The 15,427-nt window shown below is 41.7% G+C and carries 11 protein-coding genes; 6 read left to right on the forward strand and 5 right to left on the reverse strand.

What is annotated here, in order from left to right:
* The first annotated feature begins 152 nt into the window (after nt 1-152).
* A complete protein-coding gene (locus tag HGR01_RS03680; protein ID WP_168161005.1) occupies nt 153-320 on the forward strand; it encodes a hypothetical protein in 168 nt (55 codons plus the stop codon).
* On the opposite strand, the gene HGR01_RS03685 is transcribed toward HGR01_RS03680, so the two are convergent.
* Nucleotides 317-1,051, reverse strand: a complete 735-nt coding sequence (locus HGR01_RS03685; RefSeq protein WP_045872080.1) for a DUF4386 domain-containing protein — start codon at nt 1,049-1,051, stop codon at nt 317-319. The two genes, HGR01_RS03680 and HGR01_RS03685, sit on opposite strands and share 4 nt — an antisense overlap.
* A gap of 130 nt (nt 1,052-1,181) precedes the next feature.
* Between HGR01_RS03685 and HGR01_RS03690 the strand changes: the two genes are divergently transcribed.
* Nucleotides 1,182-2,216, forward strand: coding sequence for an AraC family transcriptional regulator (locus tag HGR01_RS03690; RefSeq protein ID WP_045872081.1), 1,035 nt, complete (start codon nt 1,182-1,184; stop codon nt 2,214-2,216).
* A 597-nt stretch (nt 2,217-2,813) separates the two neighbouring features.
* On the opposite strand, the gene HGR01_RS03695 is transcribed toward HGR01_RS03690, so the two are convergent.
* From HGR01_RS03695 to HGR01_RS03705, 3 genes are all read right to left on the reverse strand, one after another.
* Nucleotides 2,814-3,236 carry a thermonuclease family protein gene (locus HGR01_RS03695; protein ID WP_045872082.1) on the reverse strand — a complete coding sequence of 141 codons (423 nt, stop codon included), beginning with the start codon at nt 3,234-3,236 and terminating at the stop codon, nt 2,814-2,816.
* 160 nt (nt 3,237-3,396) lie between these two features.
* Nucleotides 3,397-4,608, reverse strand: a complete 1,212-nt coding sequence (locus HGR01_RS03700; RefSeq protein ID WP_045872083.1) for a chromate transporter — start codon at nt 4,606-4,608, stop codon at nt 3,397-3,399.
* A gap of 178 nt (nt 4,609-4,786) precedes the next feature.
* A complete protein-coding gene (locus tag HGR01_RS03705) occupies nt 4,787-5,086 on the reverse strand; it encodes a PadR family transcriptional regulator (protein ID WP_045872084.1) in 300 nt (99 codons plus the stop codon).
* A 133-nt stretch (nt 5,087-5,219) separates the two neighbouring features.
* Here HGR01_RS03705 and HGR01_RS03710 point away from each other — a divergent pair, with 133 nt between their 5' ends.
* From HGR01_RS03710 to HGR01_RS03725, 4 genes are all read left to right on the forward strand, one after another.
* Complete coding sequence (locus HGR01_RS03710) at nt 5,220-6,140, forward strand: DUF4349 domain-containing protein (protein WP_045872085.1); 921 nt, start codon at nt 5,220-5,222, stop codon at nt 6,138-6,140.
* A 573-nt stretch (nt 6,141-6,713) separates the two neighbouring features.
* Nucleotides 6,714-8,243 (forward strand): SagB/ThcOx family dehydrogenase, encoded by a 1,530-nt coding sequence (locus tag HGR01_RS03715; protein ID WP_045872086.1) that lies wholly within the window; start codon nt 6,714-6,716, stop codon nt 8,241-8,243.
* Between the two features lie 764 nt (nt 8,244-9,007).
* Complete coding sequence (locus tag HGR01_RS03720; protein WP_045872087.1) at nt 9,008-11,074, forward strand: GAF domain-containing protein; 2,067 nt, start codon at nt 9,008-9,010, stop codon at nt 11,072-11,074.
* 13 nt (nt 11,075-11,087) lie between these two features.
* Nucleotides 11,088-12,608 carry a hybrid sensor histidine kinase/response regulator gene (locus tag HGR01_RS03725; RefSeq protein ID WP_045872088.1) on the forward strand — a complete coding sequence of 507 codons (1,521 nt, stop codon included), beginning with the start codon at nt 11,088-11,090 and terminating at the stop codon, nt 12,606-12,608.
* Nucleotides 12,609-12,721: 113 nt separating this feature from the next.
* On the opposite strand, the gene HGR01_RS03730 is transcribed toward HGR01_RS03725, so the two are convergent.
* Nucleotides 12,722-15,316: a DUF3769 domain-containing protein gene (locus HGR01_RS03730; protein ID WP_045872089.1), complete on the reverse strand. Its 2,595-nt coding sequence runs from the start codon at nt 15,314-15,316 to the stop codon at nt 12,722-12,724.
* Nucleotides 15,317-15,427 lie beyond the last annotated feature (111 nt).

The following is a 15,427-nucleotide window of genomic DNA, read 5'->3' on the forward strand; positions in this document are numbered from 1 at the left end:
GAGTAGAGACGCGATTAATCGTGTCTCTTCAAGCAATGTGCTTCTTTGCCCTCAAAACTCAATAATTTAATTCTGAAAGTCCCCTAGCTGCTAGCTGTAGAAGGGAATCGCTGTAGTTTATAAAATGTAAAGATAAACTACAAGAAATTTACATGACTGCGATCGCTGTGAATATCCAAACTGACAAAGACAAGCAACAAACGAGCACCAGTACAAATATCATGCCAGAAACCGAGAAAATTCTCTGTCCTCATTGCCAGCGCACAGCTACAAATGGCATCAAATGTAAGGGAATATGTGTGGCTGACAGCGACTATTAAATCTTTTCTGTTTGATTAAGCAGTCGTTTTTTAGGTACTCGCAGTAGTGAAATACCAATTATTAGTAACCAAACTTCCCACAAAATAAATCCAACAGGAGTAGCTTCTATTACAGGTATTGAGGGAATTACTGTTGATATTAGTTCACTTTGCCCCAACAGCAACAGCGGTGTGGTGAGCAAACCCCACCAGGCTACCCAAGATTTAAATAGTGGTGACGATCGCATTGCGATTCCCACCCCTAGAGTCCAGCCAATCAGTAAGGTTTGTCCTAAATGTTCACCGATTAAGACACCGCCATACTGATGAACTGCCTGATAAACCACACTTACCGCTTCTTTTGTAGCGGTACTAGCATTAGTGTTTGTATAAAGGTTGGCCAAAACCGGAACGACAAACACCCAACGCATCAACCCCAATGCTTGCAAAATACCGGACATAGCACCCATAAATGTTGCTATGGGAAGATAAATTTTATCTTCGCGGGCAAGGGCTAGGTGTAGCATGATACTAGCAGGGATAAATAGTAGCGCTGCCAATCCAAAGGTAAACCAAGTAAGAATCAGCCTGGCTCCGCCTGCGTGAAACTGAGTTAAGACATAGTCAACTGGTTGACGGAGAATATCGTCATACTCAAAGGTTTGAATCAGCAGAATATAAGGAATATTCGACAATACAACTAGAAAAATTAAGAGAATGCCTGTATTACGGACGAGTTGCCAGCGTTTCATCAAACTTTCCTCTAAATACTTGCAGTGGCTATGTAATTTCCAGCAATGCGTTGATATTGCAACAGTAAGGCTTTCTGCTAAAGTATGAAGTGACTCGCCATGCCAAAAAATTGACTCCTCGTGCCAATTTATGCAGGATGCTAGGTTCTCAGTTGCGATCGCGCGGGACATTGTGCAATATGTAGCGGCGCAAGGTGTGGATATTAATCGCTTATACACCGCCGTCAACATCGATCCAGCTTGGCTGGAGAACCCAGATTATCAGGTTTCTGGAGAGGTATTGAAATATCTGTGGCGAGAGTCCGTTAAGCAAACAGGCGATCGCAATTTGGGTTTGCACATTGGGGAATCTTTTAATCTATCTGCTATTGGTATCGTTGGCTATGTCCTGCTGAATTGCCAAACCTACGGACAAGCTTTGGAAAAACTTTCTCAGTACACTCGTCTTTTTAGTCAGGGAGTGGCGATTCACCATACTGTTTCAGCGGGTTGGGTGCATTGTGATTTCGAGATTGTAGATAACTTGAAAAACTATCTCATCGATGAGCCACGACATCCCATTGAAAGTACTTTTGCAGCTCTAGTCACAGCTACACAGCAACTCACCGGAAAACTTCTAGAACCCACGGCTGTTTGGTTTCAACATCCCCATCCCGAAGATTGTTCTGAGCATGAGCGCATTTTTCAAACAAAAGTCCAGTTTTCTCAGCCGACGAATCGAATTATATTTGATGCTAACTGTTTAAACTGGTCAGTGCGATCAGCAAATCCTAATTTGCTATGTGTCTTTGAAAACCATGCCACAGCAATGCTGAAAGCACAACAGCAGGTGCAGAGTTATACCCAAAAAGTCATATTAGCTATTACTCAGCAATTACATGGAGAAGTACCTACCATTGAGGCGATCGCTCGTAGCTTAACGATGAGTGTGCGACAACTCCAACGAGAATTGCAGGGTGAAAATAAATCTTACCAACAGCTTCTAGATGAAACTCGTCAGGAACTTGCTTTGCGATACTTACAAGATAAAGAAACATCAATTCACGATGTTGCATTTCTGCTAGGATTTTCGGAACCCAGTGCTTTTCATCGTGCTTTCAAGCGCTGGACAGGAAAAACACCCGGAAGTTATCGCACCACACAGTGCAAAAACGTTATTAGTTGATGAAGCTTATAGGCCAATACAGGTCAGATCGTTAGTGATTGATTTGTCACTTGTAGAAAAAGCTAGCTCAATTGGGGGATTCTCCCCCAAACCCCCGATTGGGTGACGGTTGCGTCCCCCAAACCCCCTCCAAAATGATTGTTCGGTTTTTTGTTGAGTAACTAGTTTTTTGGTTTTGTTGTCAATTAATTTTATTAACTGAACTGTATTGACTTATAGGCATTTAATAGCAATTCTCCAAAATGAACTACCTACCCTTATTTCGTTTGGGACTTGCGGCGGGACACAACAACATCCAATACTGTGGAATTTGGTTTGGGGAAAAGATGAAAGGGTTCAAGGTTCTTTCTTGCCCCTTTTGCCCTTCACCGACAAGTATTGCAATAACATCTTTCCCATGCCCCATGCCCCATCCCCCATGCCCAAAAACTCCATCCCCAAGGGGATGCAATACTGCTCGGTTAAGGATTTTAAACTCTTAATTTTGTTTGGGAAAAGGTTAAAGGGTAAGGGTTAAAGGTTTTTTCTTGCCCCTTTTACCCTTCCCCTTTTCCCCTTAACCGACAAGTATTGCAAGGGGATGGAGTTTTTCATTTTTTATCTTCCCTGATTAAATTGCTGCCATAATCCTAGGCGCTTATTTTTAGCATTGGCTTCTGCAATTAAAAATTGAGTTTTGGTTTCGTTGCAGAACTCTAAAGATTCCTGATCAACAACTGCATTACCCTCTTCTACTAAACGCAGATTTACTGAGCGATTATCTACATATACTTCACCCAAGGTCTGCCCCTTGTCATCTAAATTGACGCTTCTAATGACAACTCGGGTACTCGGTGGTAGTAGCTGTTTGAGCTTTTTGGCGGCTGCGGAAACATACTGCTGTTTAGTTTCTTTGGGCGTATTAATACAAGCTAATTTAACTGTTTTAGTTTGGCCAGTTTCATCTTTAAAACGAATTGTATTGCTATCTGCTACACTAATTACTGTAGCCAGCACTAACATTAACTCTATTAAATCCATCAATTGTTTAGTATTGTTTTATGCATCAATATTAATTTTATAACCGTAATATCTCATAGATTGTGATTTAACTCACTCTTAAGCGTATCGCTACAGATGGGAAAAGGTTAAAGGTTATCCTTTCCTTTTTCCCATTCCCCATTTTCCCCTTCCCCTATTTTCAACCCCATAATAAGCGTGAAGCCAACCCGATCGCGCCTCCTGCTAAAACCAACCAAGCAGAATTGATTTTGAAGCGGAAAACAGCGATCGCACTCAATATTGCCAAGATAATTGTTAACCAATCTACTAATGTGGCTCGTCCTAATGTGTAGGTGACTCCTGCCATTAACCCTAGAGAAGCGGCATTTACACCATCGAGAAAGCCACTGGCCCAAGGTGATTGGCGTAATTTAGATACCCAGGGATTTACTAACAATACCAACACAAAGGCTGGTAAAAATATACCGATTGTCGCTGCGATCGCCCCAGCATTTCCTGCGAGCAAATAGCCGATAAATGTGGCGGTGGTAAAAACAGGCCCTGGTGTAAACTGTCCGATGGCTACCGCATCCAAAAGCTGCTGTGATGTTAACCAGTGGTTGCGCTCGACTAAATCCCGTTGCAGAAATGCCAGCAATACATAACCACTACCATAAAGAACGCAGCCAATTTTTAGAAAGAAGAAAAAAACGTTAAACCAACCGATTGATGTGATTGCTGCTGTACTACCAACCTGGGCGAAAATGCTAGAAAAAGGTAATAGGAATGCTCCTGTAATATTGCCTCTGGTCTGCCAATTTTTCACTACCATAACGGCGATACCCAGCAAAATCAGCACCAAAATTTCATTTAAGCCAGCGAAGTAGGCTGCGATCGCAATTACTCCAGCAATGATTGTTGGTAAGTCTTTGGCGGCTTTTTTACCCAAATTCCACACAGCCAAGAGCACAATCGCAATAATTACAGGTTTAATTCCATATAGCAGCCATTCCACCTGGGGGATAGTTTGATAGCGAGCATAAATCGCAGCTAATACCCAAACTATCACCATCGCAGGCAGAATAAAGCAGCTACCTGCAACTAGTAAACCAGCCCAGCCAGCTCGTTCATAACCGATGTGAATGGCTAATTCCGTCGAGTTAGGGCCAGGAATTAAATTTGTAATTCCTAGTAAATCCAGCAGTTTCTCCCGACTCATCCATTGACGGCGATTAACTACTTCATTGTCCATCATGGCGATATGAGCAGCCGGGCCACCAAAGGCGATCGTTCCCAATCGCAAAAACACCGTTGCTAGTTGGGTTAATCGCTGCTGTTGTTGTTTGCGAGTCAGAGCATGAAAGGAAACCGCCGCTTCCTCTATCTGAATATTCTCAGTTTCCTCGGTCACTATAGTTTGCTTGATGATTTGATGATGTTGACAGCATCAATATATCGAAATTCGATAACGAGAATCTATATATAAAAGGTTAATTTGTGCTACCATGCCGTTGATTAATAACTACGGTAAGTTTATCAATATTGTGAGGTATGTATTGTCATAGCGATAATTTTTAACACCGAGCTACTTATTCAAATAATTCGCCAAATAATTCTCGGACTTTTTCTTTGGCATCCTCTAGAGTAATTTTTCCTAAATCGGTAGCGCGATAGACTCGTCGGTTTTGTCGCCCCGATCGCTCCTCAACGGAAGATAAATATCCTTTGCGCTCCATATCATGCAACATCGGGTAGAGCGTTCCCGCACTAAGTTTATAGCCGTGATGTGCCAGTTCTTCAATAATACCTAGCCCAAAAATTGGTTTCTTAACTGCATGATGCAGGATGTGAAGTCTAATCAAACTCGAGTAAAACTCTCTTCCATTCATTGGGCAGACTTTTGCAAAACTTAGAATTTTATTTTCGCTTATAGCGCTTGTGTTACATAAATTGCAACAATACAAACTTCCATTGTGCCATCAGCCATACTGAAATTAATTTCATCTCTCTTAGGTTTAGATTATGCCAGCCTCGACTCGATTACCAGGCAAATCGGCTTTATTTGTCAGTGCGTTGTTGGGAAGTGTGATTTTTACTAGCTGTGCTTCGGTTCCACAAACAAGGAGTAAGGCATTACCTCCCAGTACAGGGAATACTGTGAATCAAGCTGCACCCGCTGTTGAAAGTGGCGGTGGATCTCAAAAAGCTGATGCTGCACCAGTACCCCAAACTCGTCCGCAATTAATTAAAAAGGCGGCGATGAATGTAATTGTTAACTCTGTAGATCAAAGTATTGATGCAGTTACCAAAATTATCAATAACAAACAAGGGGACTTAATCGGATTAAACGAATATCAACCAACTAAAGAAAATGCCCGTCATACTGCAGCTATCACCCTGCGAGTACCGCAAAACCAGCTAGACTCAACTCTCAACGAACTAGCTAAATTGGGTACAGTAGAAAATCGTAATATTACGGCAGAAGATGTCAGCAATCAACTTGTAGATGTCCAAGCTCGATTAAGTAATCTAAGGAAAACAGAAGCTAATTTGCAAAAAATTATGGATCGTTCTGGTTCCGTTAGAGATGTATTAAGTGTTGCTCAAGAACTAAGTAATGTGCGGCAATCAATTGAGCAAATTGATGCTCAATTAAAAAATCTTCAAAATCAAGTTGCCTACTCGACTATTACTTTAAACTTGGAAGCGGCAGTTTCTAGCAGCAGTCAAGGGCGGGGTTTAGGTTCACAAATTCAGGAAACCTGGAATAACTCTAGCCAGTCTGTTGGGGAATTTACCGTTGGTTTGCTGAAGTTGGGTATTTGGTTGATGGTATACAGCCCTTACTTGTTGATTTTGGCTGCGGCTATCTATGGTTTGAACCGTTGGCGACGCAATTCACAACCTGTAAGACCAACACCATCCACAGAAAATTATGAGTAAACAACTGAGGTTTAAGGCAAAAACAACTCTGGGTAGCAACAGTTTAATGCAGCTATTTTTACTAAGCAATTAGTTAACTACTTAAATAATCAAAGTCTTATGTTTTTGATTCAAAAACTACCTAGTACAAGTCGGCGTAAATCAACAGACCATCTGTAATTGCCAAAAGGCTTGTGCTATAACTATTCTTTCTTTTTACTTTTGACTCCTGCGGAGTTCGCCAGTTGCTTTATGCCGACGGCACTTCCTTCAAGTCGGCAAAGCCGCCCAACGGAGTGCCTTGGGAACCCGTCCACCGCACTGGCTCACTTTTTACTTTTGCCTTGTTGTACTAGAGTTTGGTGCTGATGCGTTACGCTATCGCTAACGCATCCTACGTGAACTTAAAAAATCAAATAAGAGTCCTATATTCTCTATTGGTTTTCTTGATAGCTTCCTGTTGTTAATTCCTGATTGATTACTAGAGTTACTCAGCCTCAGTTGTAATTATTAAGATTGTACCAATTAACACGAAATAATTAGGCGCAGGAATGCCAAGATCAAAAAAGGACGACCAATGCTATTGACAGTACTATGCCAGAAATACACCAATCAATTGCTCAGCACTACCACGAACGTACTAAATATGACCCTGAGACTCTGTCTGCAAAAAGCCAGAGGTTAGATTGGGCTAAACAACCAGTACCGTTTAAAGAATACAGAATTGGCTCGTCTTTTGATCTCAAACCCTACATTCTCGAAAATACCTCAGTTCCTGACACTGCAAATGCTCAATGGTGGCAAAGAATTTCTCGGTTACTGTTTCGTAGTTATGGACTAACAGCGAAAATGCCTTCTATGGGTAGCGCTGTATATTTACGTTCTGCGCCTAGTGCGGGTGGATTGTACCCAGCTGAAGTGTATATAGTTTCCCGAGGAACGGAGTTGTTACCACCAGGGCTATATAACTACCAATGTCGGAGTCATTCGCTGATGCATTATTGGGAACGCGATGTGTGGACTGCTTTACAAGAAGCTTGTTTTTGGCACCCTTCCTTAGAAAATACGCAAATCGCAATTGTGATTACTGCAGTATTTTACCGTTCTGCTTGGCGATATGAAGACCGCGCCTATCGCCGCATCTTTTTAGATACAGGACATCTGCTAGGTAATATCGAGTTAGCTGCAGCAGTCAATGACTATCGTCCCCATTTAATTGGCGGTTTTGTGGATGAAGCTATCAACGATTTACTTTATATCGATCCACAACAAGAAGGTGCGATCGCAGTTTTACCTCTGGCAGACTTATTAGATATCAAACAAAATTTACCACCGGGAAGAACAGCACTACCTTCAGCGACCGAAACCCATTATCCTCATATTCCTGATGGTCATTTACTCAAATATTTTCATCGCCAAACTCAAATCCAATCCGGTACAACTGGCAAACTCAATCTACCAGCAGTTAAACAAGAAAAGTCCCTTGAGGATAAATATAACTTCCCCTTCTGTCTGAAAATTCCCACAGCTACCACGCCAGTTGAGTGGGGAAATAAGCTAGTAGAACTGGAAAACACCATGCACAAGCGGCGTTCTACCCGCGCTTATAGTGGTGAAGATATCACCTTTGATGAACTCAAAGCCTTACTCGATTTCACATATCAACCGCAAAATTACATTTACCAAAGCTTAGATCCAGCCCCCGACTACTTTGACTTGAATTTAATCGAAACCTTTATTGCTGTGTGTGGAGTCAAGCGGCTAGAAGACGGCTGTTACTACTACGCACCCAAAGCCCAAGAATTACGCCAAATTCGCTTTAAAAACTTCCGCAGAGAGTTACACTACCTTTGCTTGGGGCAAGATTTAGGGCGAGATGCTGCAGCCGTAGTATTTCATACCGCAGATCTCAAATCCGCGATCGCTCAATATGGCGATCGCGTTTACCGTTATTTACACATGGATGCTGGACATTTAGGGCAACGGCTCAATTTGGCGGCTACTCAACTCAATGTTGGTGTTAGCGGTATCGGTGGCTTTTTTGACGATCAAGTCAATGATGTTTTAGGTATTCCTATCGAAGAAGCAGTTCTATACATTACAACTTTGGGAAGATCTCGTTAATTTTGACGATTGGGAATCATTAATCAATCTAGGTACCTTTTTGAAGGTTTTTGATGTGTTACGGCTTCCGCCTAACACATCCTACTGGACTGACACAGCTAAAATGTTGCAATAATTTTTCTTGTGGGGTGGACATCTTGTCCGCCCTGGACGGGTGAGACACCCATCCCACAAGAGTTTTTTATGCACTATTTAGCCTTGTCACGCCACTACTTAAGATTTACTCAGCACTAACATCATAACTGCTCAGAAACTTTTGCGGCGATGCACTAGCGATCGCTCTTCATTGACGCTGCAATCAATCTGAATCTCGTTACAAAAATTAACTATTGGCTGCTAGTAATTTTGCAGGGATAATATTATTTCTCTAAGTGACAATCTCATCTCTAGGACTCCTATTTGATTTTTGTGAAGCTAGAACACCGATTCTCTATTTAGCAATCCATAGTAACCTGCATTTCTCACAAGCAGGAGATATAGCAGATGTAGGTTGGTTTAAGCGCAACCCAACATGAATATGGAAAACTTAACCTATATTTTGGTGATAAATTTGAGAGTAAATAGTAGTGTGGAATGAAGATTCTCGTTCTACCAATTCTCTCAATTCAATGACAGATCCAAACTCAAAAAATCTTTTGTTATCGGGTTTTGCTAATTTTGAATTTTGAATTTATATTATACATCTATTCCCAGTTTCGCTGTTCCCTGCCTTCACCAATAATTTCAAGAATCAAATCAGTCAACTTTTTTATATACAAGCACTAATGCTGTTACCTGATAATGAAAGACAACGACTAGAATTACTCTATCAATATCGGATTTTAGATACAGAAAGAGAAGAATTTTTTGATGAACTTACGCAGTTGGCTGCGGATTTATGCGAGATGCCAATTGCAATGATTAGTTTAGTCGATGCTGAACGTGAATGGTTTAAATCTAAAGTTGGCATCAATCAAGCTGAAGTGCCGCGTAGGTTTGCTTTTGGTAATTACACAATTCTCGAAAGTCAAAAATTGATAATTCCAGACATATTGGAAGATGAGAGATTTATCAAAAATCCGCTTGTGACTTCTGAACCTTATTGTCGCAGTTATCTAGGAGTTCCTTTGATTGCCGCAGATGACTTAGCTATAGGTAGCTTTTGTGTAATTGATATTGTACCTCGTCAATTCACTTTGCAACAGCAAGCAATCTTGCAAAAATTAGCGAAACAAGTAGTTAGGTCTTTAGAATTACATCGAGATAAAACTACTAATTATCAACAAAAAATGATTAATCTCTTATTCCGAAATCATCCTAATCCTATGTGGGTGTATGACGGAAATACACTGAAATTTTTGGATGTTAACGAAGCAGCCGCTATTCATTATGGTTACTCTCGTAAAGAGTTATTAAGAATGCATGTTACTGAAATAGATTTATCAGAAGACGTGCGTTTATTACAGAAATGTTTAGTTCACAAAAATAGTAAATTTAGCTTTTCAGGAGAAGCTAAACATCGTCTTAAAAATGGCAATATTATTGATGTTGAAGTGGTTAAACACGCCATAGAATATGATGGTAAATACGCTTGCTTAGTTTATAACCGCGATATTACAGAACGGAAAAAAACTGAACAGGCAATTAAAACTCAACTGGAACGAGAGCATTTAATGCGAACTGTTTCTGGAAGAATTCGCCACTCTTTGAATCTCCAAGATATACTCAATGCCACGGTGCAAGAGGTACGAGACATACTTCAAGTCGATCGAGTCATAGTTTTTCGCTTTGCTGCAGATATGAGTGGTACAATTGTTGCCGAATCAGTAGAAAATGGCTGGACTGCTTGTATTGGTGTAGAGATAGAAGATACCTGTTTTCAAACAGGTATAGGATTGGAGTGTTATCAAGGCCGTAACAAAGCGATCGCAAATATTTACGAAGCCGGATTTACTGATTGCTATATTAAGATGTTAGAACAGTTTGAAGTCAAAGCAAGTTTAGTAGTACCAATCCTCTTGCAGGTAAGTGAGGACAATCCTAGCTCTAGCTTCTGGGGTTTATTAGTGGCGCACCAATGTTCTCATCCTCGCACCTGGGAAGAACATCAAATAGATTTACTCGATCAACTGACTGTGCCAATTGCGATCGCCATTCAACAATCTAGCATTTTACAGCAAGCTCAGATAGAAATTTCTCAGAGACAGCAAGCTGAAGTTAAGCTAAGAAGCGCATTGGCAGAAAAAGAAGTGTTGCTCAAAGAGATTCATCATCGAGTTAAAAATAATTTACAAATTGTCTCTAGCCTATTGCAACTTCAATCTCAAACCCTCGACTCCCAAGAAGCTATTAAAGTCCTCAGAGAAAGCCAAAATCGCATTGATTCTATATCTTTAATTCATAAAAACTTATATACAGCACCAAATATTGGACAACTTGATGTTGCTGAATATATCGATAATTTAGCAACTAATTTGTTAATTTCTTATCAAATAGAACCTGCCAAAATTAGTTTAGAAACTTATATAGATGCAGTGAGCTTGAATATTGATCAAGCAATTGCCTGTGGCTTAATTATCAACGAATTAATTTCCAACGCTCTTAAGCACGCTTTTACGAACCAGCAAGTAGGCAATATTATTATCAGCTTGCATAATCTCGCAAATACCATAGAAATGGTAGTGCAAGATGATGGGATTGGTTTACCAAATGATTTTGATTTAAGAAATACTAACTCACTAGGGCTTTCGTTAGTTTATGATTTAGCCACTGCTCAATTAGAAGGCACTATTAGTGTAGATAATGCGCGGGGAACATTATTCAAAATCCAATTTCCACAATTAACTTTATAGTAGTAAATCTCAAATGGTTAATGTGAGGGTTTTAATTGTAGAAGATGAAGTGATTGTGGCTAGAACTATTGCTAGCCAACTGAGTCAACTTGGTTATATTGTTACGGGTACAGCTTCTTCAGGGAATATTGCCATTGCCAAGGCTTTAGAAATTAAACCAGATATTGTGTTAATGGATATTATTCTTAAAGGGGAAATGGATGGTATTGCTGCCTCTAGTTATATCCGGGAACAATTAGATATTCCAGTCATTTTTCTCACAGCCTATGGCGATGCTAATACTTTAGAACGGGCAAAAATTACTCAGCCTTTTGGGTATATTGTTAAACCATTTACAATTAAAGATTTACAAATAGCGATAGAAATAGCCCTATTAAAATATCAGCTAGAATGTGAACTTAGAGAAAATCGGGATCAATTAGCAACTTTGCTAAACTCCATGAGTGATGCAGTGATTGCTACTGACGATCGCGGAATTATTACATTTATGAATCCCGCATCGGAAAAATTGACTGGCTGGTGTAAAGAAGAAGCATTAGGAAATGACATAACAAAGATTTTTCGGTTAATCGATGATGTGATTAACGCCACAATAGAAAACTCTGTAACCAGAGCGCTGCAAGAGCAAAAAGTTGTTTCTTCAGGAGATTATACTTCTCTAATTGCCAAAGATGGTAAAAAAATACCGATTGGCGATAAAGCTTCACCGTTGATGCGAAGGGCAAATCAAATCAGTGGTGTAGTGTTAGTTTTTTGGGATCTCAGTGCTAAACGTGAAACAGAATTGCTTAAGCAAGCTTTAGAAAAAGAGCAAGAAGTTAATCGTCTCAAATCTTTATTTATCTCTACTGTCTCTCATGAATTCCGTAATCCCTTAACAGTAATTCAAACCGCAGTTGAGTTGATTGATCTCAAAGGAGCAAATTTACCAGATGCTAAAAGAACAACCTACGTCAAGCGCATTCTCACTGCTGTGCAAACCATGAAGCATCTCATGGATGACGTACTATTCATGGGTAGGGCTGAAGCTGGAAAACTTTTGTTTAACCCTGTTCCCTTAAACTTGTATAAATTCTGCCAAGAAATCATTGAAGAATTTACAATTGTTGAAGGTAGTAACCATGAATTTGTCTTTACTTGCGAAAGTCAAACTACAGATGCTGTAATGGACGAACGTCTCTTGCATTACATCTTAGGAAATATACTTTCCAATGCAGTTAAATATTCGCCAGAAGGTGGCAGAATCCAACTGCATCTTACATGCGATTCTTTGGCAGGCATAGCTACTTTTGAAATTCAAGACCAAGGAATTGGTATTCCCGAAATAGACTATAGTAAACTTTTTGAATCATTTTATCGAGCTTCTAATGTCAAATTAACCCAAGGAAACGGACTAGGTTTAGTAATTGTTAAAAAGTCAGTAGAAGCTCACAAGGGCCAAATTAGTTTCACCAGTCAAGTTGGTGTTGGTACTAAATTTACAGTGAATTTGCCCTTAAATGCTGAATTATCTTCAATGAATGAAAATGAGTAATGGGGAATGGGGGGAATGGGGAATGGGGAATGGGGAATGGGGAATGGGGAATGGGGAATGGGGAATGGGTAATAGATATTTCTCCCCTGCTTCCTCTGCTCCCTACCTGCCTACTAAGGTTCCTGCGTTACACCGCCCACAACTGGCTTCACACTCTCTCCGGAAAATGGATTGGTACCACCACTCCAGTTAAAGTCACTAATGCGGAAACTAATACCGCCTAATTGCAGTACTGGATTGTAACGTAAAGTCAGCCCGTAGGTGCGGCGGCTATATTCCAGAATGTAATCTGTACTACTTTCTCTTCCTGTATCTAAGTTGACTGATGTCTGGAAACCTAGGCGGAATGGGCCATAGATTTGCTGGGTAATTCCTGCACTCAACACTCTAGTATCAACAGCGCGATCAAATAAGAAAGGTGATAACCCACTGTTGAAACCTTGGGAATAGCTGACATTAAAGGCGGTATAGTCGAAAAAAGGGCGTGAAAAATGACCAATTTGCCCTTCTAAACCAATTGTGCCAATGAGGGTGCTTTGGTTATCGCCGTTAGTGTAGTAACTAGTAGTGCCTGTAATACCAGCGATCGCTCGCAAGTAAGGAACCACGGGGTTAGGTGTGTATCGTAAGCCTGCAGTGGCAGTGGGGGGTAAGGGTTGCCCTTGCCATAGCAACAAACCTCCACTCAGGGCCACACTCCCTTGCAAGCGACCGAGGGAAATGCGATCGTTGTCTCGATCCACAGCTAACAAGTCGAGTCTATCTGTATTAGCGTTAATATATTGAGCGCCTGCTTGATAGCTCAGGACAATACCACTGTTACCTAGAGGAATGATTGGCGAACTCACCACACCGCCCAAGCTACTTTGCACAGTTTGATAGCCAAGTGTACCGTTATAAAGGCGATCGCGGTAGCTGTATTCTAAATTCAAGATATGAGGATTTTGATTGCCTAATTGCTGGCGTAAACGCAGGCTGGCTTTGAGGTTATCTTCTACTTTACTGAGGTTAAAACTGGTTAATTCTCCATTGCCCTCAATTACAGCTTTGGGATTCAAATTCACGCTCAGTCTGCTTCTGAGACCAAACAAAGCGCTTAGATCACCAGTGCCATCTTGTACGGCTTTCTGCACAAAAAACTGTGGCGAAATTGTCCAGCGTGTCTTATCTGTACTTACAACATCAAAACCACGCTCAAGATACAAGCCACCTCGTTGATCACCATCAAAACCTGGGGAAACAATTGCGGGAGTCACTTCCCGTTCCCGGCGGTCAATCCGCTGCTGATCGCGGGGAATACCAACAGCAAAGTTTTGATCGAAAACTAACCGTGCTCCCTGACTTTTAACGTTATCTACTAAGGGCGATTCTCGGCTTAACGTGACGTTAGATGCCCGTAAGACTAGTTCCGGGGGTGAAAAGGGGTCGTTAGTGATCCTGACATCTTGCGCTTGCCAGCCGCGTGGGTAAAAATCAATATTTTCCGCTTCAAAACGCAGCCGCTTAATTATACCCCCCGATTTAGGTGGAGGAATATTGCTCGCACCCGATCTACCGCCGACGGTGACATCAATTCCGCCTGGACTGTTGACATTAGAAACCGGTTGATTGGCGCGAATGTGATCGCTAGGCGGACGCGGTGAAACTCCTCCAGCCGTCACATCTGTGGGTAAAAATGCCACATCTTGTTCCACTGTGGGCATATAAATTTCGCCGCGACCTTTTTGTAGTTGCCCACTATCTTGAATAAAGTTATATGTAAACCTTTGTCCTCGCAACACCTGATCGCCCCGTGTTAAGGCGACATTACCCTCTCCCACGGCAATCAAGTTGTCTAAATTGATTTGTAGGCGATCGGCATCAACTACAGCCCCATCAAACCGGACTACCACATTTCCTTCCGCAGTCACAATCCGGCGTTGGTCGTCAAATACTTGGCGATCGGAAATGACTTCTACAGTTCTCGGTCGAGGCGGTGTATTGGTAGGGGGAGTTGTATTTGCTGGTTGAGTTGGTTGTTGATTTGTCGTTTCACCTTGAGGCGCTGTTGTGGGCTGGCTGGGGGTGGGAAGAGTTGGCGCAGGAGAGGTAAATTCTATAGCTGAAGGCACTGCGGAGCCGTTTGTCGGGCTGCGAGACTTAAACTCAATCGTATTTTGTACGAGTTGCGGCGGTTGCTGGATGTTTTGGGCAACTGTTGTGGGTGCAGCTGGTGTCTTGCTAGGCTGTGCTACTTGAGCAGAGGGGAATGAGCCTTGATTGTTTGTAGCGTTAGGTGCAGGGAAATTTTCCTTGTTGATGGCGTTAGGTGCAATCGCATCCCCTATATTTAAGCGATCGCTCTCATTTTGCTGTGGGTAAGCAATGCCCATCGGCTCCCCTAATAACGCCGCACTCATTGGCGCATTCGGGGGCGACAAGTCCGGTGGAACAGTTTTTAGTGGATTTGGTTGATGGAGATTTGGAGAAACTACTAATTTTTCCCGCGTCAACTTGTTGGCATCGGGCTGAGGTTGAGATTTTTCCCCCACAGTTGGAGGCTGCGGCGTTGCTTGTTGCGGCTGGGATTTCTCTGAATTTGACTGCTTACCAGTATCGGCTGCTACAGATAATTTGAACTTAGTATCAATAGCAGATGCGGTAGGATTTGCAGGTTGTAACGCTTCCGCCACGGGAGGCAGAGCGGGAGGCAGGACGGGATGAAGCATATTTCAGCACAATCAAGCAAACAAATAGCCAATTAGTAGCCGGAAGGAGAATACACCTATTGCCTTCCGACTATGCCTTCTGCCTATTTGCAGCAAGCTGGCCGGAGATGG

Source organism: Tolypothrix sp. PCC 7712 (genome assembly GCF_025860405.1).
Classification (GTDB): domain Bacteria; phylum Cyanobacteriota; class Cyanobacteriia; order Cyanobacteriales; family Nostocaceae; genus Aulosira; species Aulosira diplosiphon.